Source organism: Ruminococcus sp. J1101004sp1_RTP21198st1_B9_RTP21198_201120 (genome assembly GCF_040924245.1).
Taxonomy (GTDB): domain Bacteria; phylum Bacillota; class Clostridia; order Lachnospirales; family Lachnospiraceae; genus Blautia_A; species Blautia_A faecis.
The window spans coordinates 61,876-84,062 of sequence record NZ_JBCOMI010000012.1; the positions used below are offsets into that span (position 1 = coordinate 61,876).

Below are 22,187 nucleotides of genomic sequence, written 5' to 3' on the forward strand. Positions count from 1 at the left end.
GGAGGAAAAAAAGATGTATAGTGAGAAAGTAATGGATCATTTCCAGCATCCACGTAATGTTGGAGAAATAGAGAATGCAAGCGGTGTCGGTACAGTAGGAAATGCCAAATGCGGCGATATTATGAGAATTTTCCTGGATATCGATGATGAGACACATATTATCAGAGACTGCAAATTCAAAACCTTTGGCTGCGGTGCTGCAGTTGCAACCAGCAGTATGGCTACTGAGATGGTAAAAGGTAAGACCATCGAGGAAGCTATGAAGCTTACCAACAAGGCTGTTATGGAGGCTCTTGATGGACTTCCGCCAGTGAAAGTACACTGTTCTCTTCTTGCAGAGGAGGCTGTACATGCTGCACTGTGGGATTACGCACAGAAGCATCACATTGAGATCGAAGGTCTGAAGAAACCGAAGTCTGACATCCATGAGGGTGAAGAGGCAGAGGAAGAAGAGTATTAATAGTTACTGCGAACTGCAGTAATTATGAGGTGTCGTCATCGATACAAAAGAATAATATTTTTTACAGGAAACCGAATCCTTAAGCAGATTTATTTCGTTACAGATAAATAGGTGGTAAAGATGAGGCAGACCGTAAAGAGAATTCATCAGGGCGGATGTTATCATCTGCCCTGAATTTGTTGCTGCTTATAATAAAGTTACGCGAAGTATACTTCTGTGAGCAGTAATCTGATTTTTTTAACATGCTCCAGGAAAGAAAAAGAGTAAAAACGAAACATCCTTAAAGAAAACATAAGAATGAAGGAAGTAACGATGACAGGACTGACAAACGAACAGGTACAACAAAGAATTGAAGAGGGGAAAATCAATGCCAATGAGAACCCTAACACAAGAAGCTATAAGCAGATCATAAGGGAGAATGTGCTTACATTTTTCAACTTTCTGAACCTGGCTCTGATGATTATGGTATTGCTGGTTGGCTCCTATAAGAACTCCATGTTCATGGGGATTATTGTGATCAATACGGTGATCGGAATCATCCAGGAAGTGCGTGCGAAAAAGACGCTGGATAAGCTGGCTATCCTTACGGAGAGCAAGGCAGTGGTCTTGCGTGAAGGCAAAAAATGGTCTATCTCCACGGAGAAGCTGGTTCTGGACGATATCCTTTTTCTGAAAACAGGAGATCAGGTGCCTGCAGATGCCAAGGTGCTTGAGGGCAGTATTGAGGTCAATGAATCCCTACTGACCGGTGAATCGGATAACCTTCAGAAAAATGAAGGAGACGAGCTTTTTTCAGGAAGCTTTGTCACATCCGGAGAGGCCTGCTGTCAGGTTATCCACGTTGGCAAGGATAATTACGCATCTCAGATTACCAGCGAGGCTAAGGAATTTAAACGTCATAACTCAGAACTTCGTAATTCCCTGAATGCGATTCTGAAGACTATAAGTGTGATCATAGTTCCTATGGGAATGCTGTTGTTTTATAAGCAATATTACATTGCGGGAAACGGAATCCGGGATGCAGTAGTGAATATGGTGGCTGCTGTCCTTGGAATGATCCCTGAGGGACTGGTGCTCCTTACCAGTGTGGCGCTGACTCTTGGTGCGCTGACGCTGACCCGTAAGAATACTTTGGTGCAGGAATTGTATTGTATTGAGACTCTGGCGAGAGTGGATACCCTCTGTCTGGATAAAACCGGAACCATCACAGCCGGTACCATGTGTGTGGAGCAGGTACAGCCCTATGTGGAGGGTATGGAGATCAGGACTCCGGAAGCAGAAAATGAGAATATAAGCGAAAGTACAATAAATGGAACAGCGAATCAAGCTCAGAAAGTTCCAGAAATGGCAGCTGCAGAGGCGCAGTCTGAAGTATCCGTGGTTGCGGCACAATTGCAGATAGGAGCTGTTATGGGAACTACTGAACAGCTGTCAGCACAAGATTCACAGGGCAATGTCAATACTGATTTGGCCATCAGCGGCGCCCAGCCAGAACTGACCATGGGCGAGATCGAGCGTGTCATGGCAAACATGATGTCCGTTTTAAAGGATAAGAATGCCACCGCAGATGCACTCCACAAACGCTTCTCCAGAAGAACGGACATGCCGGTAGATCATTGCATTCCGTTTTCCTCAGACCGCAAATACAGCGGTGTAGCCTTTAAAACAGAAGGAACTTATCTGATGGGTGCTGCTCAGTTCCTTTTTCCGGATGGAAATGAAGACTTGATCAAGCAGTGTGCTGCTTATGGAAAAGAAGGCTTACGTGTTCTGGTGTTGGCGCATAGCCCAAACCTGAATCGGGAGAATGAGCTTCCGGAAGGGTTAAAGCCGGTTGCGTTATTTATGCTCACTGACATTATCAGGGATAATGCCCCTGAAACCTTGGCATTTTTCAAAGACCAGGGCGTAGATCTGAAAGTGATCTCCGGTGATGATCCTGTGACTGTTTCTGCCATTGCAAAAAAAGCAGGCCTGGAGAATGCAGATAAATATATTGATGCCACCACTATCACTACACCGGAGGATATGGAGCGTGCCGTTGCAGAGTGTTCCGTATTCGGCCGTGTAACCCCGCAGCAGAAGAAAGAGATGGTGCTTGCCCTTCAGAAACAGAAGCATACAGTTGCCATGACCGGTGACGGTGTGAACGATGTTCTGGCACTGAAAGAGGCAGACTGCAGCGTAGTTATGGCAGAGGGAAGTGACGCTGCCAAGAACATTGCAAATGTAGTCCTTATGGATTCTAATTTCGCTGCTATGCCGGAGATTGTGAACCAGGGACGCCGTGTGGTGAACAACATCCGCACCGCAGCTTCCATGTTCCTGATCAAAACTATTTTCTCTGCGCTGCTGTGTCTGATTACTATTTTCTGGGGCGATAGCTATCCGTTTGAGCCAATTCAGATGTCCCTGATCAGTGCCTGTGCAGTGGGTATCCCAACCTTCCTGCTCGCCCAGGAAAACAACTTCAACAAGATTGAGAGTGGTTTTCTGCGTTATGTATTTATGAATGCATTCCCAGCAGCAGTCACCATCACGGGATGTGTATTTACCATTATGCTGGTCTGCCAGAACGTTTACCATAGCAATGTAATGCTGAGTACAGCCTGTTTCCTGGTAACAGGATGGAATTACATGGCAGCTTTGAAGACGGTATACGCGCCGCTTAGCAGGTACAGGAAAATCATTATTTACGGTATGCAGTTTATTTTCTTCTTTGCAGCCGTATGTGTGCAGAACCTGCTTGCACTTGGCTCACTGGAGTTCGGAATGATCATCCTGGTATTTATCCTGATGACCTTCTCTCCGGTCGTAATCGAAGTTATCACAGAATGGTGCAGATCTTTGTATAACAAGGCACATGAGAAGGAAAAGAAAGGAATTATTTCTCTGTTTTTGGAGAAAGTGCAGAAATAATGACTGACCTGGTCTTGAGTGGCAATCAAAAATAATACCTCAAGCTGAATTTGAAAAGAAACGCAAAAAATGCTTCATCGCTTATTCTGGCGATGAGGCATTTTTTTAACACGTTCTAAAAGCCGGGCTGATGTGAGAAGCTGATCGCTTCTGCAGTGCATGGCAAAATAGGGTTTCCTTATAGCTTTACAAAGGTTGGTTTCCGGTTTTCAAATACTGTATAATATTCAAATCCGCATTCTTTCAGTACCTTTGATGCTTTGTCAAAGGCATAGCCGATTTTATCCGGTGTATGCGCGTCAGCACCAATGGTGATGATTTCACCCCCTAGTTCTTTATAACGTCGGATGATATCCGTACATGGGTTTGGCTCTCCAAGCCTGTAGTGATAACCGCCGGTGTTGACCTCCAGTCCTACATTTGTGTCTGCCAGTTTTTTCAGAATCGCATCCAGAATGTTCCGATATTTTTTATAAGAATAAAACTGGTTCTTGTTTGGACCGTAGCGGACAATATAATCCAGATGTCCATAAGTGTCCATTTCATGAAATGCATCCAGATTCTCCAGAATGGATTCGAAATATTCAAGGTAGGCCTGTTCCTCGTTCCTGCCCTGGAAAAATTCCGGGTAGTAGGGGTCGGCACCGTGGACTACGTGAGAAGAACCAATCACGAAATCGAAAGGATATTCTTTTAAAAGATTGTGAAAATATTGTTTAAGATGAAGCTGCAAACCGATCTCAATACCGAAATGGATGTGAATCTGATTCTTGTAGGTCTCTTTCAGTTCGTTGAGTTTGGTGTAATAGGCGGGAATATCCAGGGCAAATTCCAGGTCATCCGGAGTTGGTGGATAGTCTGGATCCAGATGCTCTGTAAAGCAGATTCCCTTAAACCCCAGTGCAATGGCCTGGCGGATCATATCCTCAGTGGGAGTGCCGGAATCTGCGGAAAATTCAGAATGCATGTGGCAGTCCCACAAAACTCCGGGAGAGTTGGAAAGTATTTTCATAATAACCTCCTTATGAATTATAAACCAAGCAAAGTATTTTAAAAATATATTTTCTGTAAATATAAAGATATATTTTATGGATAAGTGTACAGCGAAGGAACATGTGAAAAAAATTCTTCCTACACGAAAAAGAAAGGAAAAAATGTGCATAAATGCTGCCACTGTGTCATAAAAGGGACTTAATTGTCTCATTTGAGAGCAGTATATCATATCAGAGGATATTTGTGGCAATTTGCTTGTTATTTTTTTGAAAATAGGCTTGAATTTTTGTTCGGAATTAGGTACAATACGCTATAGGTTGATGTTTCTTTCACAAAGATTGAAGCACTCACATAATTTTTACCATTTAATTCATAGGAGGAATTTATCATGGCAGTAAAAGTTGCAATTAATGGTTTTGGACGTATTGGTCGTCTTGCATTCCGTCAGATGTTCGGTGCAGAAGGATTTGAAATCGTTGCTATCAACGACTTAACATCTCCTAAAATGCTCGCTCACTTATTAAAATATGACTCAACTCAGGGAAGATATGCTCTTGCAGATACAGTAGTAGCTGGAGAGGATTCCATCACAGTTGACGGAAAAGAAATCAAAATTTATGCAAAAGCTAACGCTGCTGAGCTTCCATGGGGAGAGATCGGTGTAGACGTAGTTCTTGAGTGTACTGGATTCTATACATCCAAAGACAAAGCTCAGGCTCATATCGATGCAGGTGCTAAACACGTTATCATTTCCGCTCCGGCTGGAAACGACCTTAAGACAATCGTTTACAATGTAAACCATGAGACTCTTACAAAAGAGGATCACATCATTTCCGCAGCTTCCTGTACAACAAACTGCTTAGCTCCAATGGCTAAAGCACTTAATGATCTTGCTGCAATCAAATCCGGTATCATGTGCACAATCCACGCTTACACAGGCGATCAGATGACACTTGACGGACCGCAGAGAAAAGGCGATCTGAGAAGATCCCGTGCAGCTGCAGTTAACATCGTTCCGAACAGCACAGGTGCTGCTAAAGCAATCGGTCTTGTTATCCCAGAACTGAACGGCAAACTGATCGGTTCCGCACAGCGTGTTCCAACCCCAACAGGTTCTACTACAATCCTTACAGCAGTTGTTGAAGGAAATGTAACTAAAGAGCAGATCAACGCAGCTATGAAAGCAGCTTCTAACGAGTCCTTCGGATACAACGAAGATGAGATCGTTTCCAGCGATATCGTTGGTATGAGATTTGGTTCTCTGTTCGATGCTACTCAGACAATGGTTCTTCCACTTGAGAATGGCACAACAGAGGTTCAGGTTGTTTCCTGGTATGATAATGAGAACTCCTACACAAGCCAGATGGTTCGTACAATCAAACACTTTGGCAAACTGCTTAACGCTTAATCAGAAGCAGAGTAGGGTTTTCGAATGCTGACAAGCCACGGCTTGACAGCATATGAATAAGACTCAGAGAAGGGTCCGGTCTGAATAGGACCGGACCCTTTTGTCTGTATAAAAAGTTAAATTTTATAAGGAGGCATAACAAGATGCTGAATAAGAAATCTGTTGATGACATCAACGTAAAAGGCAAAAGAGTCCTCGTAAGATGTGACTTCAATGTACCTCTGCAGGACGGTAAGATTACAGATGAGAACCGTCTGGTAGCAGCTCTTCCTACAATCAAGAAGCTTGTTGCAGATGGTGGAAAGATTATCCTTTGCTCTCACCTTGGAAAACCGAAAGGAGAGCCGAAACCGGAGCTTTCTCTTGCACCTGTTGCAAAACGTCTCACAGAACTTCTCGGACAGGAAGTGAAATTCGTTCCAAGCCCGGTTGTTGTAGATGACACTGTAAAAGCAGCAGTAGCTGACATGAAAGACGGCGAGATCATTCTTCTTGAGAACACTCGTTATCGTGCAGAAGAGACTAAGAACGGTGATGAATTCAGCAAGGAACTTGCTTCTCTTTGCGATGTATTTGTAAACGATGCATTTGGTACCGCTCATAGAGCACACTGCTCTAATGTTGGTGTTACCAAATATGTAGATACAGCTGTTGTTGGATATCTGATGCAGAAAGAAATCGATTTCCTCGGAAACGCTGTAAACAATCCTGACAGACCATTCGTAGCTATCCTTGGCGGCGCTAAGGTTTCCAGCAAGATTTCTGTTATCAACAACCTTCTTGACAAGGTAGATACTCTGATCATCGGTGGTGGAATGTCCTACACATTCTCCAAGGCTATGGGCGGACATATCGGAAAATCCCTTTGCGAGGATGATTATCTTCAGTATGCATTAGACATGATGAAGAAAGCAGAAGATAAAGGCGTTAAGCTTCTTCTTCCTGTAGATAACAGAATCGGAGATGACTTCTCCAACGACTGCAACATCCAGGTTGTAAAACGTGGCGAGATTCCGGATGGCTGGGAAGGAATGGACATCGGACCAGAGACAGAGAAACTTTTCGCTGACGCTGTAAAAGATGCCAAGACAGTTGTTTGGAACGGACCGATGGGCTGCTTCGAAATGCCGAACTTCGCTCGTGGTACGGAGGCTGTTGCTAAGGCTCTTGCTGATACAGATGCTACCACTATCATCGGTGGTGGTGATTCCGCAGCAGCTGTTAACATCCTCGGCTATGGTGACAAGATGACACACATCTCCACAGGTGGCGGTGCATCTCTTGAATTCCTGGAAGGAAAAGAGTTACCAGGTGTAGCAGCAGCTAACGATAAATAAATAGAGCACTTAATGAAAGCAAGCTGTAAGCGCAGCTTGAATTATGTGCGAATTTGGTTCGAAGGAACTTAATGAGAGCAAGCCAACGGCGCAGACCAGCTGATTTTCATATATGGTGATGTCGCCTGCCGGCGACATGTCCGTTTAGTGAATCGGACTTCCTTATTACACAAAAGGAGATATATAAAATGTCTAGAAAGAAAATTATTGCCGGAAACTGGAAAATGAACATGACTCCAAGTGAGGCAGTTAAATTAGTAGAAACTTTAAAACCATTAGTAGCAAACGATGACGTTGACGTAGTATTCTGCGTACCGGCTATCGATATTCTTCCTGTAGTTGAGGCTGCAAAAGGCTCCAATATCCAGGTAGGTGCTGAGAACATGTATTTCGAGGAGAAAGGTGCTTTCACAGGCGAGATTTCCCCGAACATGCTTACAGACGCTGGTGTTAAATACGTAGTTCTCGGACACTCTGAGAGAAGAGAGTACTTCGCTGAGACAAGCGAAACTGTAAACAAAAAAATGCTTAAAGCATTTGAGCACGGAATCACTCCAATTATGTGCTGTGGAGAGACTCTTGATCAGAGAGAGCAGGGCGTAACTATGGACTTCATCCGTCAGCAGGTTAAAGTTGGTTTCCAGAATGTTACAGCTGATCAGGCTAAAACAGCCGTTATCGCTTACGAGCCAATCTGGGCTATCGGAACTGGCAAAACAGCTACAACTGAGCAGGCTCAGGAAGTATGCGCAGGAATCCGTGCTTGCATCGCTGAGATCTATGATGAGGCCACTGCAGCAGCAATCCGCATCCAGTACGGCGGATCTGTAAACGCTAAGACAGCTCCGGAATTATTTGCTCAGGCAGACATCGACGGCGGTCTTGTAGGCGGTGCATCTCTGAAACCAGAGTTCGGCGATATCGTAAACTATAACAAATAATAAAATAATAGCTATTTTTTAGCTAATGTGTCCAAGCAAGAAGTAATTAAACGCCCCTAAACACAAGGTTGATTGGTAAATATTACCAATTGAATTGTGGGTAGGGGCGTTTTATAATTTACCTACTATCACCTTTTGGTATCACTTTTGGAAAGAAAAATCACTGTCATTCAAAAAAGTGATAATTGCTACAGGGGAGGAAGTAAATGGCGAAGAACTATGAGGGTAGAAAAGAAAATGGTGAAGGCAATGTAAGAAAACTGCCAAGCGGAAAATATGAATGTGTAGTACAAAGCAAATACATTAATCCAAAGACCGGGAAACCCAAAAGAATTAAACGAGTGGGAGAAACAGAAAAGGCAGCCCGTGAAAAAGCAAAGCTGGATCTTGTCGCCTGGGAGAAGGAAATTGAGAGAGGCAGAGATACAAAGATTAATAAAGCCAAGACCTTTGGCGAATATATGTCTGAATATATTGAGACAGAGGTAAAGCCCAATATAACTGGAAGCGGCTATCATACATATATTAATAACATGAACCGGAATTTCTTTGATTTTCCAATATCCAAGTACCAGCTTCATATGCTGAATGCTGTGGAATTTGAACGGTATTTTGACACGATATTAGAATTAAAGAGTAAGAAAACCTGCTCTCTGCCGATGCAGCTATGTAAACGCTGTTGTAAATGGCTGGTTGATCGGAGCTTGCTTAAAGAGAATTATGCTGCCCAGGTGAGAGTAAAAAAGGAAATCTCTGATGAATACGACAAGAAAAGAGAAGATGATATCAAAAATCGTAAAGAAGTATTCACGCCAGAAGACATTCAGAAATTTTATTATGCCTACAAAAATAATATGGGACAGTATCCGGTTGTTGTATTATTTCTATTGGAAACAGGGCTTAGAATCGGAGAATTTGCCGCTTTGAGAAATGACAATGTGGATCTAGAGAATAACAAGATTCATATTGTAGAGGCACGATCTGTTCGTTTTAAGGATAATGATAAGGAAAAAGGGATAGAATATTACACAAAAGTTCCCAAAAATGGAGAAGCCAGGTTCATAATGATGTCGGATCTATGCAAGGAATGTGTATTGTATATGATGGAGCAGACCCGACTTAAATGTAAAGACAATCCGGATGACTTGCTCTATCCAACATTTGCTAATGGTAAGAGACGTTCAAATGCTTCTATGGAAGTGTGCTTTAAGGAATTATGTGACAAGCTTAATATTGACAGAGATGTGCATCTCACTAAAGGCGGTCAGATGAAAGGGCTGTGTCTTCATTCACTCAGACACACTGCAGATACCATGGCGAATACTGCAAAAAATGCAAATGTAGTGAATACTGCATTAAAAATGGGGCATAAGGCAATCAGTGTAGAGAATGTGTACACACATGCTACAGAGGAAGCACTTAGTAGTGTTATGACACCATCCCAGGCCGTTCTTGAGGAATACAAAAAAGATTCCGATGTTCAGAGCAAGGAAGAAGAATTGTATAAAATGTATCTCAAATTAAAAGAAAAATTCGAATGAGGATAAGGTGCCTTATGGAAGTTACATGGAAATTAGGCAATACATATTTAAAAATCCAGGATTGTGAGTCGGGTTGGAATTTCACAATTCTGGATCTTTTTATTTTCATAAATTGGTGTAGGATAGGCAGAAGCAATGAAATTAGGTATCGTTATTACGAGGCCGATTTCATAAATGTCCATATAAGTTGTTAAATGCCTTTAGACGCTGATAGCTAGAGCATTTAGCGGATTTCCGACTTGGATAAAACTCTATATAAATTCATGTAATTTTTTGAAAAATGGCCCACTTTGTGGCCTACTAACTTTTGATCGAAGTCCTAATATGGTAAGAAGAAGCGCCTGTAGGAACGCTTCTTTTTTTCTGTACAGGAAAGACCGCCTGTGGTGCGCTGCTGAATTTAAAAATGCCCGCACGGAGGCGGGCATGATAACAAGAAAATCCCTGGATTAGAAAATATAAAAATTTTACTCGCCAAATCGTTATCAGATTCTTCATCATTTAGAAGATAATCCATATCTGGAAGTCCATTCTCGTTTCTCCTGCTATATAATATTTTGTAAATCATTTTGCATGGATGTTCGCTGATAATAAGTATTTATGATATCCTGTAAAGTAATTGTATTCATCTTTTCTTCAGTGTTTTTTTGAATTTCATTATAGAATCCCTGCAAGGACAACTGAATATTAATGCCAACGCCACAATCAGGGTTGGTATGAGTATCTAAATGAAGTAGCGGTTTCTCGCCCTCCACTGCTTTATAAATATCCAGCAACGTAATCTGGTCTGCTGGTTTTGAAAGAGAAGGACGGGCATGTCCGGCTACACTGGTCATAAGTTCGGCCTTTTTTAGTTTTAACATGAGCTGGCGTACAAAGCCGGGATTTGTATGGATACTTTCTGCAATTGAGGCACTGGAGAGTGAGTTTTCCTGGTTGATAGCAATCAGAACCATTACATGGACAGTATCGCTTAATTTCGTTGAGTATTTCATGATAAGAAACTCCTTGTAGTATGATATAATGATTTTGGTTTCACGTTTTTGAGGCGAAAATATTTCTGGTTTGTCAAAAACATCCCAAGTTCTCAACAGCTCTTTTTAATGTGTTGAGAAATTGTACATATTTTTTATTTTGATGATTGTAAATAATATAATTACAACTATAATGAAATTTAAAGGAAAAGTCAACATAGTAATAAAACTTACGGAGGATTGTATAATATGCTGATTGTGGACAAATTAAAAGGAAATTTATATACCAGAATCAAAAAACATATGACTAAAAAAATGTATCACCTTTATTATCGTGAAAACAGGGAAGCTTCACAGTCTAAAGAAGAATATGAAGCAAATTTATTAAGAGCATACCGACATTTAGACGCATGCAGATTCAAAAATAAGGGATGGCCATGTCCAACATGCCCAAGTTGCTGTTTTTGTGGAAAAGATTATGAAACTATGACTGAGGTAATGGATTTTGCCCGGGAATGGATGAAAGAGAATCCGGACAAAGCCAGATTTATGAAACCACCCAAATTCTTGCATAAACATTGATTATTATATGATGCGATAAAATGTTCGCAAAGGGGAAGTTATGGAATACAAAAATCAAACAGAAAATCGTGCATTTCAGGAAATGCTGCTGGCAGCAGTAAAACGGTTACAAAATCGTTCTGGAGAGGAGATTGCTGCAAAAAGTGGGGCTGTTTTTCATAGCAGCCGAAATGTGCTTGAAGTACTGAGTTTTTATGAAACGATTGAAATTCAACTCCCTGAGTTTCGTATTAACTCAAACATGGACGAATGGCATTATCTGACATTGCTGCATTATCTGGATATGGCCGATGGAACAGAAGGTTCACAGAAGCTCATTACTTTTGGTAACCTGAAAGATGGATTGATTCGAGGAACCAAGTTTGACCGGACCGCAGAGCAGAAACTGGAAAAGCTTTTGCAGGATAAAGATCCTGAGAAAATTCAGAAAGCATGTAAAAACCTGGGTGCAGAATTTACAGAGACAAAGGCGGATTTGTGTGCTGTTTTTCCAGTTCTGCCAAGATATCCGGTAACTTTAAAAATATGGTTTGCAGATGAAGAATTTCCTGTATCTGGCAAAATATTTCTTCAGGATCATGCCGATCATTATCTAAGTGTAGAAGATGCGGTAACAGTTGGAGAAATTTTGCTGCAAAAATTATCGGAAGCCTTTTCTTCTCTCTGATCATGAATCAGAAAACTTTCCAGCCCGGCTTTGATAAATTTGTCGATTACTGTCTGAATCTGTTTCCAGTCATTACAGTGATTGCGGAGCATCAGTCTGTTGATGGAAAGGCAGCCATTCATTTGAAAATAAAAAACCGATTCTGCCTGTTCAAAGGTCAGGAGGCTGTGTGACATAAGCCAGGTCACATAGCCTTCTTTTGTATTTTCTGCTATTTTTTCCAGAAGAATAGGGGCAATTGCATCATCCAGAAACAGTGCCCTGTATTGTGATTCCATCTGTATTTTCTGACAGAACGGATAGGAACAGCTTTTTTGATTTAGACAGAATAAATGATCTACCGTTGTTAACATATCCTGAGTCATATCATTAAAAATATCTGATAATACATCATGGATATCGTAGTAATGAAGATAAAAAGTGCCACGGTTGATTTCAGCATTTTTGCAGATCTCTGTAACTGTAATTTTCGTAAAACTTTTCTGCTTTAACAATTCTAAGAACGTATCTTTTATGGTTTGCCTGGTATAGCGGGTACGGCGATCTTGTTTTCTCGTTTTTTCTGACATTATATACTCCTGTATTAGTTAGTATCATATAATTTCTCAACAATTTTTCTGATGTGTTGAGTAACCATACAAATCTCACAGACTGATTATTGTAATTTATATAGTAACAACTATAATGAGGTTTAAAGAAAAAGTCAACAGATTGTTCAGAATTTTAGGAGGAAAAACATGGGACATGTAATTGCAGTATCAGGAAAAGGTGGCGTAGGAAAAACAACTCTTTGTGGATTGTTGATCCAGTATTTATGTGAAAGCGGAAAACGTCCGGTCCTGGCGGTGGATGCAGATGCAAATGCAAATTTGAACGAAGTGCTCGGTGTTGAGCCGGAGGTCACACTTGGGGAGCTGAGAGAGGAAATTGAGCGGGCAGGCGTAGATCCACGATATCAGATTCCATCTGGTATGACGAAACAGGCATATCTGGAAATGCGTCTTTCTGATGCGATTGCGGAAGAAGATGATTATGATCTGATGGTAATGGGGCGAACCCAGGGACAGGGCTGCTATTGCTTTGTAAATGGTCTTGTACAGACCCAGGTTCAGAAACTGCAAAGCCATTATCCATATATTGTGGTTGATAACGAAGCAGGTATGGAACATATCAGCAGAGGAATCCTGCCAATGATGGAAGTTGCCATTCTTGTAAGCGATTGTTCCAGAAGAGGTGTTCAGGCAGCCGGACGTATTGCGAAGCTGATGAAGGAGTTAAACTTTAAACCACAGAAAACTGGACTAATCGTGAATCGTGTTCCAGATGGAAAACTGGATGCCGGAACTCTGGAAGAAATCCGAAATCAGGGACTGGAACTGTTAGGCGTTGTACCACATGATGACCAGGTATATCAGTATGACTGTGATGGAAAGCCGATCATACGGCTTCCGAAAGATTCTCCTGTAAGAAGTGCACTGGGAGAAATTGTAAAGAAGTTAGGATTGTGAGTTGGAGGATTGAAAGTTTGAAGATTGAGTAAACAGAAATATTATTTGATTTGGTATAACCAATTGCAAAGAAAGGAAAATCTTCATGAGAAGTCATTGGACAGAAATAGAAAAATATTTAGAAGACCAGAAGATAGCGCAGGAACTGATTGGAGAACTGAGAGATTTTCACATGCGTTATGAGGTAGAGGATCAGGTAAAGGAACGAGTAGAAAAACCGGATATCCTATTTTATGGGAAAAAGATTCTGGAAATGTCAATAGCAGCACTTCTTCAGGGAGATAACCTGTTACTTTCCGGTGTGAAAGCTACAGGAAAAAATGTACTATGTGAGACACTGGCATGGATATTCGGAAGACCGGAATACGACATTTCTTTTCATGTAAATACAGACAGTGCCGATCTGATTGGAACGGATACCTTTATAAATAATGAGGTTCGCCTTCGGAAAGGCCCTATCTACCAATGCGCGGAATTTGGAGGATTTGGAATCCTGGACGAAATCAATATGGCAAAAAATGATGCCGTTTCTGTACTGCATGCCACATTGGATCATCGGCGCAGAATCGATATTCCAGGATATAACAGGATTTTACTTCATCCGGCAACACGATTTATCGGTACGATGAATTATGGTTACGCAGGTACCAGAGAACTAAATGAAGCACTGGTTTCAAGGTTTATGGTAATCGATATGCCTGAAATGGATGAGGATAGTGTCCTTTTTATATTAAGGCAACATTTTCCAGATGGGGAAAAAAGTGCACTGAAAGCTTTTGCAGGACTGTTTCTGGATTTGCAGATCAAAGCTTATCATGGAGAAATCTCAACAAAATCTCTTGACCTGAGAGGATTGGTTTCTGCTGTAAAAGCAACAAGAAGCGGACTTTCTCCAATTGATGCAATCCAGATGGGAATCATAAATAAAAGTTTTGATGTATTTGAAAAAGAGATCGTAGAAGATGTGGTTTCTACCAGAATCCCATCTTCCTGGACCGGAAAAGACATATGGGGGTAAACTTGTATGGAGGATGTCAGATGGCCGGCGGAACAACTGGAAGAACATCATCTGGAGATCAGCAATCGTATCAGAAATCTTTTTTGGACAGTCAGTGGTGATTATGATACGGAATTTGAACCGGACACAGAAAAATATGTTTATTCAAAACAAACGGTTCTGTATGAGGCAGTGAAACAGGGTGCTTTTGCACGATATTTTGATCAGAAGAAACTTGGCATGTATTTGATGAAAAAATTACATTTTTCTGCTGGAGAAGATATGCTTTTACCTCTTGCTGGATTATGCATGGATGCTGCAGTGAATCGGTTTACCATTCGAGAACGTTTGGGAACAAAGGAAATCAGAGAATGGGCGTTCAGAGAATTGGAAAAGGCCGAGGAAGAGCAGGTATCAGACAAAGCTGGAACAGGCCTGATTCACAGGATCAGGCTTCTGTATATAAGGCATGTTCTGGAGAACACAGACGATAAGGGAATGGATCCACAGGCAGAGATTGCATTGTACAAGATTCTATCTCTGAAGAATGCGGAAAATACGGAAGATGTCATAAACGTGATAGATGAGATTTATAATCATGTTCTGGATCCTTCTTTTGAAAAAAGGAATGGAAATCTGGAGAAGATTCTTAATTTACCGGATATGGCATTGGCCAATGACGCGTGGCAGGAATGCATGACGGATGAACAGATGGAAGACATCATTCAAAAATATCTTTCTAATCTCAAAAAAAAGATGATGAGTCTGGATATCAAAAACAAAAAGAAAAAAAGACTTTATTTCTCTCCGGAAAATGAAGAAGTTCCGGAAAGCCCGGAGAATTTAAATCCACAGGCAGTGCGACGGATACGGGAATATGTGGAACTGAATTACGGAAAATCGTATCTAAGTGAATCGGAGCAGGCCAGAGTCAACCGGAAATTTTGTACAGGAATCCACAAAAACTGTATCCTGTATCTTACAGATGGAATTTTACAGAACCCTGTGATAAAAAATAATCAATACCGTTTTTCTCAGCTGCAGTTTGAAAAAAATAAAGCCTATTATGGAAATAATCACTGGATCATCAAAAGAAATATTTCTGTGTTGGCAGAGTCACTGAAACGGGCGTTTATAATCCGAAAGGATGATTTTGTCAGCAGATCTGATGCAGGGCAGCTTGTTCCTGAGAGGTTATGGAAAATTGGAAGAACAGACGATGACAAGTTATTTAATAGAAAAAAGAGATCAGAAGATTCTGAGTTTGTAATAGACGTCCTGATTGATTCCAGTGGTTCCCAGGCTGGCAGACAGGCTCAGGTAGCGGCGCAGGGATATATTATCAGTGAAGCATTAAGCCAGGCAGGAATTCCTCATCGGGTGACAGGATACTGTGCTTTCTGGGGATATACAGTACTTCAGAGATTTCGGGATTATGAAGATCCAAGGGAAACAAATGAAAGAATCTTTCAATTTCGGGCATATGCCAATAACAGAGACGGGCTTGCACTGAAAACAGTCTCTTCCTCTCTCATGGAGCGACCGGAAAAAAATAAGATTTTAATCGTATTAAGTGATGGAAAACCCTGTGATATGAGCATACAACGACCAGGAACCCGCCAGCCCAGGATCTATGACGGAGAAGGAGCTGTGAAAGATACTGCATATGAGGTGCGTCGGGCCAGAAATCAGGGAATTTTCGTAATTGGTATTTTTGTAGGGAATGAAGAAGAGCTCTCTGTGGAAAAGAGAATTTATGGAAAAGACTTTGCCTATATTCGTAATATCAGTAATTTTTCCCGTATGGTAGGAACTTTTTTGCGAAGACAAATTGATATGGAATGAAAATGGAGGAATCACTATGGGTAAAATTGAATTTTCCACTTGCCAGGATGTAAGAAATCAGAAAAAGATACAGGAATTAGATTGTCCACGCTGTCATGAACAGGGAGGCATTGAAGCCTTTGTGAAAGACGGGATACTAGCAGAGGACGGAGTATGCGATAACTGCGGATATATTCTTTCAGAAGGAACAGAACTGGAGGAAGTGGAGTAAGACAGTTTGAAGTATGGTCATATGTAATTCTTATTATTTAGAAAAAAGAAGAGGAGTAAATATAGAGATGAAAATAGCAGTTTGTGGAAAAGGTGGATGTGGAAAAAGTACAGTAACCAGTCTGTTGGCTAAGGCTTTAGCCAGACGAGGAAAAGAAATTTTGGTAATTGATTCCGATGAATCTAATTATGGTCTACACCGACAGCTAGGTATGAAGCTTCCCAGAGATTTTACAGACTATTTCGGTGGTAAGCAAAATGTTTTAAATGATATGATGTTATCAAAATTTACTCATCAGTTTTTTGAGAAAACCTGGACTATAGATGATATACCGGAAGATTATTATAGTCTGAAGGACGGTGTAAAACTGATGACCAGTGGAAAAATTCATCAAGCAAATGAAGGGTGTTCTTGTGCTATGGGAACTGTTATGACTCAATTTATCCAAAATCTCAGGCTTACAGAAGACCAATTTGCGCTAATGGATATGGAGGCTGGTATTGAACACTTTGGACGTGGAATTGATAACGGTGTAGATTTGATATTGATAATCATAGATCCATCCTATGAATCCCTACAGCTTTCCAAAAAAATCGGGGAATTATCGGAAAGTATTCGAAAACCATTTTATTACGTTCTCAATAAAGTAACAAAAGAGAATCAGGAAATGATGTATGAAGCTGTATGGAATTCAAATCGAGTCGCTGTATCTCTTAGTGCGGATCCTGGCATTATGGGAGAGGGGCTGATGGGGAAAGAACTGTCAGAAAAACCAGATGCTATTGAAAACTTAACAGAATTCCTACTTTCTATTTAACAGAATAAGGAGATTTAGAATGTTACAGGATTACTATGAAAAACATAATCTGGAAATGAAACCATATGAATACTACCTTGCGGAGTTTCAGAATGTAAATCCAGAGGGTGTTACAAGTCGGCTGGATATACCATTTGATGATAATAGCAAGTCATTTATAATAAAGTTTATGCAGAACACATACACGATCAGTTATCCAGAGTTCGAAATTCATTGCATAGATAAATCAGATAAAGATGCGATTTTGTGTAATGATATTCATGCAAAAATCTTGATGTTACGATATTTTTCAGAGGGAGATTATATGAAAGCTGCGGGGGATCTTTTGTCCTATCGTGATCTTCCTTGGGGAGAGGTTTATTATAGGCAGTTTTATGGGCGTTGTATTATGAGGCTCGCGAAAACATATGGAAATAGACAAGATGTTTTTGAAAGATTAATGGAAAAATTGGCAGGGATACGCCAAAAGTATGGAGATGTATCCTACGAATTTGAAGTTTTTCGTGAATTAAAATTATGTTTTATTTTATGGTCAGGTGATGAGGAATTTCCACCTTCTGCACAAATTCTTTTCTCTGATAATTTTCCAATGGCATTTGCAGCTGAGGATGTAGCGTATCTTGGAGATGTTATATTAGATTATATGAAACAAGAAGAAAAGGATACCTGAAAAAGACGAGGGAGTTAAAGGAGGAAAAAGAGAATGATCAGTGTTGAAATGGAAGATGTTTTGGCGGTATTACAATTATGCAAACCATATATTATCGGTATTATTGCTGCACTTGTAATTGGAATCGTAATTATGGTTGCATGCCGCAGGATGTCCAGGGACAAAAGATTTCTGATAAGAGGAGAAGCTGTGATCGCAATGGTTCTTGCTGTTGTTGTCTGCGTGAATATGATCTGTTTTGGACCAATGGCTACATTGATTGGACTTGCAACGGGAAATGGAACTTTAAGCGATGAAACAAATGAAGAAGCTGCGGAAGTGGCAGAAGAAATTATGGAAGACGGAATTGTTCTTCTGAAGAATGAAAGCTTGCTTCCTTTAAATGAAACAAAAAAACTGAATATTTTTGGCTGGGAATCTATTAATCCGGCTTACGGAGGAGCTGGTTCCGGTGGAATTAATGATCTGTATGATATTGTCAGTCTGAATCAGGGACTTGAAAATGCCGGATTTTCTATTAACCAGAAACTGGTTGATTTTTATAACAATTATGGTGCAGATGATCCGGAAATGTCTATCCAGAAACAGAGCTGGACATTACCGGAGCCACCTGTAGATACATACAGTGATGAGCTTATTAAAAGTGCGAAAGAGTATTCTGATGTGGCAGTTGTGGTTCTTTCCAGAAAAGCAGGTGAAGGTCATAATGATATTCCTATGGATGTAAGAAAAGCAGCATATGATAATAATTCTGATGAATATGATGATTTTCCTGAGGGAGAGCATTATTTACAGCTTTCACAAACTGAGAGAGATATGGTGGATATGGTTTGCTCAAACTTTGATAATGTCATTGTAATTTATAATGGAGCAAATCAGTTTGAACTTGGTTTCGCAGATGAATATCCTCAGATTAAATCTGTTGTATGGTGCCCAGGAACGGGAAATGTGGGATTTAATGCACTTGGTAAAGTATTTTCAGGTGAAGTCAATCCTTCCGGAAAAACACCGGATACATTTATTTATGATATGACGACTGCTCCGTGGTGGAATAATGCAGAAAAAACAGAGTATACAAATCTGGCAGATATGGCTGTTGAAGGAATGAACGCAGGAACTGCGCAGGTGTATGCTCCGGCATTTACCAATTATGTGGAAGGCATTTATGTAGGATACAAGTACTATGAAACAGCTGCACAGGAAGGTGCGATTGATTACGACAAGACTGTACAGTATCCATTTGGATATGGTCTGAGTTACACAGAATTTGAACAGAAAATGGGTGAACTGGAGGAAAAAGACGGACAGATTTCTGTAGATGTAGAAGTAACCAACTCCGGAGATGTTGCCGGAAAAGATGTAGTAGAAGTGTATTATAAACCGCCATATACAAATGGAGGAATTGAGAAATCTTCTGCAAATCTAATTGAGTTTGAAAAAACAAATCTGCTTCAGCCGGGAGAATCTCAGACTGTTACAGTTACATTTAGTATAGAAGATATGGCCTCCTATGATGAGAATAATGCAAAAGCGTATGTTCTTGAAAAAGGTGACTATGTAATCTCTATTAACAGTGATTCACACACTGTGCTGGATCAGAAAACTTATACTGCAGATAAAGATGTAGTATATAAGGGAGAAAATAAAAGAGCATCAGATGATACTGCAGCAACAAATGTATTTGAAGATGCAAAAGGCGATGTGACATATTTATCACGAGCAGATCATTTTGCAAATTATGAAGAGGCTACAGCAGCACCGGCATCTGCAGAGCTGGGTGAGCCATATGTTTCTGAATATCATCTGAACAGCAATTTTGATAAGACTACATATCTCAATGGTGAGGATGTAATGCCGACAACGGGAGCAGATAATGGACTTACATTAGCTGATATGCGTGATGCTGATTATGACGATCCTCGTTGGGAAAAACTTCTGGATCAGCTTACTGTTGATGAAATGGCAAATATGATTGCAATGGCTGGTTATCAGACAGCAGCCATGGATTCTGTGGGAAAAGTGGCTACACTTGATTTTGATGGACCAGCAGCAATTAATAACAACTTTACAGGAGTTGGTTCTATTGGATTCCCAATTGAAGTTGTGGTTGCATCCACATGGAATAAGGAACTTGCACAGGCCTGGGGTGAATGCATGGGCAAGATCAGTCAGGAAATGGGTGCAGAGGGCTGGTATGCACCAGGTATGAATACTCATAGAACCGCATTTGGTGCAAGAAACTATGAATATTTCTCAGAAGATGGAATTCTTTCAGGAAATATGGGAGCAAAAGCAGTAGAAGGAGCAAGAAAATACGGAGTTTATTCTTACATTAAACATTTTGCTATGTATGAAGGTAATGCCAAAATGGTAAGTGTCTGGTCGAATGAGCAGGCAATCCGGGAAATTTATCTGAAACCATTCGAGATTTCTGTAAAACAAGGTGGAGCAAATGCGGTTATGGTTTCCTGGAGTTTCCTTGGAGATAAATGGACTGGAGAATGCAGTAACCTTATGAATACAGTTCTCAGAGATGAATGGGGATTCAGGGGAATGGCGCTTACAGACTTCTTCCGAAACAATGGTCATGGATTTATGAATGCAGATGCAGCTTTGGCGAATGGAGTAGATGTAATGTTGTCTACATTCAATGGAGAAGAGAACAATGTAGCCAATCCAGAGCATCCAACATCTGTACTTCAGATGAGAAATGCCTGCAAAAATGTCATGTATACAGTTGTAAGCAGTTGGGCTTATGATGGAGAACACGAAGAAACAGGTATGGAAAACTGGAAAAAAGCAGGAATTGGTATCGACACTGTAATAGCCCTTTTCATGGCAGGAATGGAAGTACTGGTAATTAGAGGATATAAGAAAAGAAAGAATGCTGAATAAGGATGAAAGTGGGATGGAAAACAATTATGAAACAGTAAAAATTGGTTGAAAAGATGACAATAGAAGAAAAGGCAGCGATCCTCAGTGGAAAAACTGTCTGGCAGACCAGAGAAATTGACAGGTTTTCCATCTCGTGTTGTGCTGCTGAAACAAAGGAAAATGGCCGTTTGATTATGGGTGCTGAGGATGTATGGAATGTTTCGCTGACAGCACCAGAGGCGAAGCTTTATCTGACACATATGGATAATGTTGCTCATGCATCAGTTACACGCTTTACGATGCGTGGCCAATTAACAGCGTACGGTGTTTCTAACTATGATATGCTGGAAGACGGGGAAACTGTTGTTTACTAAAAGACAGTCAGCTCTGTGGAGAAGAAATTTTTTTGTTTTCACAGTCCTGACAGATGCCATGAAGCATATCTCCGCTGCAATGCAGCCGGAAGCCATGATCTTTATACAAATGCTCTTTAAATTCATCCATAAAGTCACAGTCAAGATGCACAACCTTGCCACATCTGATGCATTTCAGATGTAGGTGTTCTGTGCATTTTTTTTCTTCTCCTGCAAACTGAAACACAGCTTTATCACTGTTCAGATCCGGATATTTGATTACAATATGCTCGGCGCAAAGCTTGTCAAGATATCGGTATACAGTTGTTGTATTTACCTTAATTCCTTCAGTTTTTAAATATTTTTCAATATCAGCCACACTGACAGTGACAGCCTTCTGGGACTTCAAATACTCCAGAATAATCTGTCTTGTTTTTGTAGTATAGGGTTTTCGCTCAGCCATTTTCTTTATTCCTTTCATATGTGCTTTTTTCTATTGTATCTTTTTATTTCGCCTAAGTCAATTATGCTCCAGAAATGCAAATAATTTGCAAATATTATTGACGGCCGGTATTCTATGCGTTATTTTAATAAACGCAAATGGTTTGCGCTTATTTTAAGCGGATGAGATAATATGCTTTTGAAATTTTATTTTCAGGCACATCAGGTTTGTGCAGAAAGGATTTTATTATGAGAAAAAAATTATTAACTAGAACAGCACTTGCAGCTACAATAGCACTTGGCATTGGTTCTTTTAATCTGGCATATGCAGCAGAAACTGAGGATACTTCTTCTGGAAAAAAAATAAATGTTATGGCAAGCTTTTATCCTATGTATGATTTTGCAACAAAGGTTGGAGGGGATAAGATTGAGGTTACCAATATGGTACCTGCCTTCTGATTTGACGCAGGATGCATGGATAAATGTAACAGGTACATATCACTATGACAAACATAAAGGGATGGAAATTACTGTCACTGATATAGAAGACGCAGAGCCGTCAGAAGAGGAATATGTTTATCCTATTTATTAAACAGAGATAGCTTGATTCAAGAAAACTATTTATAAGGTATATATTTTGCTCCATCAG

General features: G+C 40.5%; 20 protein-coding genes and 1 pseudogene. 17 read left to right on the forward strand and 4 right to left on the reverse strand.

Annotated features, from left to right (window positions below; genetic code table 11):
• The first annotated feature begins 13 nt into the window (after positions 1-13).
• Complete coding sequence (nifU, locus tag AB5618_RS10010) at positions 14-460, forward strand: Fe-S cluster assembly scaffold protein NifU (protein WP_118580961.1); 447 nt, start codon at positions 14-16, stop codon at positions 458-460.
• Positions 461-757: 297 nt separating this feature from the next.
• Positions 758-3,379 carry a cation-translocating P-type ATPase gene (locus tag AB5618_RS10015; RefSeq protein WP_226837143.1) on the forward strand — a complete coding sequence of 874 codons (2,622 nt, stop codon included), beginning with the start codon at positions 758-760 and terminating at the stop codon, positions 3,377-3,379.
• A gap of 178 nt (positions 3,380-3,557) precedes the next feature.
• Here AB5618_RS10015 and AB5618_RS10020 read toward each other — a convergent pair whose 3' ends face one another.
• Positions 3,558-4,391 carry a histidinol-phosphatase HisJ family protein gene (locus AB5618_RS10020; protein WP_173770288.1) on the reverse strand — a complete coding sequence of 278 codons (834 nt, stop codon included), beginning with the start codon at positions 4,389-4,391 and terminating at the stop codon, positions 3,558-3,560.
• Between the two features lie 369 nt (positions 4,392-4,760).
• Here AB5618_RS10020 and gap point away from each other — a divergent pair, with 369 nt between their 5' ends.
• From gap to AB5618_RS10040, 4 genes are all read left to right on the forward strand, one after another.
• A complete protein-coding gene (gap, locus tag AB5618_RS10025; RefSeq protein WP_117851616.1) occupies positions 4,761-5,780 on the forward strand; it encodes a type I glyceraldehyde-3-phosphate dehydrogenase in 1,020 nt (339 codons plus the stop codon).
• A gap of 143 nt (positions 5,781-5,923) precedes the next feature.
• The gene (gene pgk / locus AB5618_RS10030; RefSeq protein ID WP_148462506.1) at positions 5,924-7,117 is read left to right on the forward strand and encodes a phosphoglycerate kinase; all 1,194 of its coding nucleotides are present in this window, start codon (positions 5,924-5,926) and stop codon (positions 7,115-7,117) included.
• A gap of 188 nt (positions 7,118-7,305) precedes the next feature.
• The gene (gene tpiA / locus AB5618_RS10035) at positions 7,306-8,058 is read left to right on the forward strand and encodes a triose-phosphate isomerase (protein ID WP_118580952.1); all 753 of its coding nucleotides are present in this window, start codon (positions 7,306-7,308) and stop codon (positions 8,056-8,058) included.
• Between the two features lie 206 nt (positions 8,059-8,264).
• Entirely contained in the window at positions 8,265-9,599 is a 1,335-nt protein-coding gene (locus AB5618_RS10040) for a tyrosine-type recombinase/integrase (protein WP_148462505.1), read from the forward strand.
• Between the two features lie 545 nt (positions 9,600-10,144).
• Here AB5618_RS10040 and AB5618_RS10045 read toward each other — a convergent pair.
• Positions 10,145-10,594: an Rrf2 family transcriptional regulator gene (locus tag AB5618_RS10045; RefSeq protein WP_148462504.1), complete on the reverse strand. Its 450-nt coding sequence runs from the start codon at positions 10,592-10,594 to the stop codon at positions 10,145-10,147.
• A 228-nt stretch (positions 10,595-10,822) separates the two neighbouring features.
• On the opposite strand from AB5618_RS10045, the gene AB5618_RS10050 reads away from it, so the two are divergent.
• Positions 10,823-11,155, forward strand: coding sequence for a hypothetical protein (locus tag AB5618_RS10050; protein WP_015542172.1), 333 nt, complete (start codon positions 10,823-10,825; stop codon positions 11,153-11,155).
• Between the two features lie 40 nt (positions 11,156-11,195).
• Entirely contained in the window at positions 11,196-11,822 is a 627-nt protein-coding gene (locus AB5618_RS10055; protein ID WP_148462503.1) for a DUF3786 domain-containing protein, read from the forward strand.
• Here AB5618_RS10055 and AB5618_RS10060 read toward each other — a convergent pair.
• Positions 11,744-12,391: a TetR/AcrR family transcriptional regulator gene (locus AB5618_RS10060; protein ID WP_015542174.1), complete on the reverse strand. Its 648-nt coding sequence runs from the start codon at positions 12,389-12,391 to the stop codon at positions 11,744-11,746. The genes AB5618_RS10055 and AB5618_RS10060 overlap by 79 nt on opposite strands.
• A 168-nt stretch (positions 12,392-12,559) precedes the next feature.
• Between AB5618_RS10060 and AB5618_RS10065 the strand changes: the two genes are divergently transcribed.
• The 8 genes from AB5618_RS10065 (at position 12,560) to AB5618_RS10100 (ending at position 21,118) form a co-directional block, all read left to right on the forward strand.
• Complete coding sequence (locus tag AB5618_RS10065; RefSeq protein ID WP_118316228.1) at positions 12,560-13,330, forward strand: AAA family ATPase; 771 nt, start codon at positions 12,560-12,562, stop codon at positions 13,328-13,330.
• A gap of 85 nt (positions 13,331-13,415) precedes the next feature.
• Positions 13,416-14,348 (forward strand): AAA family ATPase, encoded by a 933-nt coding sequence (locus AB5618_RS10070; RefSeq protein WP_148462502.1) that lies wholly within the window; start codon positions 13,416-13,418, stop codon positions 14,346-14,348.
• A 6-nt stretch (positions 14,349-14,354) separates the two neighbouring features.
• Positions 14,355-16,172, forward strand: a complete 1,818-nt coding sequence (locus tag AB5618_RS10075) for a nitric oxide reductase activation protein (protein ID WP_148462501.1) — start codon at positions 14,355-14,357, stop codon at positions 16,170-16,172.
• Between the two features lie 16 nt (positions 16,173-16,188).
• Positions 16,189-16,383: a hypothetical protein gene (locus AB5618_RS10080; RefSeq protein ID WP_118580931.1), complete on the forward strand. Its 195-nt coding sequence runs from the start codon at positions 16,189-16,191 to the stop codon at positions 16,381-16,383.
• A gap of 67 nt (positions 16,384-16,450) precedes the next feature.
• Positions 16,451-17,200: a P-loop NTPase gene (locus AB5618_RS10085; RefSeq protein WP_148462500.1), complete on the forward strand. Its 750-nt coding sequence runs from the start codon at positions 16,451-16,453 to the stop codon at positions 17,198-17,200.
• A 19-nt stretch (positions 17,201-17,219) separates the two neighbouring features.
• Positions 17,220-17,870, forward strand: a complete 651-nt coding sequence (locus tag AB5618_RS10090; RefSeq protein ID WP_148462499.1) for a DUF3786 domain-containing protein — start codon at positions 17,220-17,222, stop codon at positions 17,868-17,870.
• Between the two features lie 33 nt (positions 17,871-17,903).
• Positions 17,904-20,765, forward strand: coding sequence for a glycoside hydrolase family 3 protein (locus AB5618_RS10095; protein ID WP_148462498.1), 2,862 nt, complete (start codon positions 17,904-17,906; stop codon positions 20,763-20,765).
• Positions 20,766-20,818: 53 nt separating this feature from the next.
• Positions 20,819-21,118, forward strand: a complete 300-nt coding sequence (locus tag AB5618_RS10100; protein ID WP_173773250.1) for a hypothetical protein — start codon at positions 20,819-20,821, stop codon at positions 21,116-21,118.
• A 7-nt stretch (positions 21,119-21,125) separates the two neighbouring features.
• Here AB5618_RS10100 and AB5618_RS10105 read toward each other — a convergent pair whose 3' ends face one another.
• Positions 21,126-21,560 carry a Fur family transcriptional regulator gene (locus tag AB5618_RS10105; protein WP_118580919.1) on the reverse strand — a complete coding sequence of 145 codons (435 nt, stop codon included), beginning with the start codon at positions 21,558-21,560 and terminating at the stop codon, positions 21,126-21,128.
• 227 nt (positions 21,561-21,787) lie between these two features.
• Here AB5618_RS10105 and AB5618_RS10110 point away from each other — a divergent pair.
• Positions 21,788-21,991, forward strand: a pseudogene (locus AB5618_RS10110) (ABC transporter substrate-binding protein); the annotation flags it as partial.
• Positions 21,992-22,187: the final 196 nt, after the last annotated feature.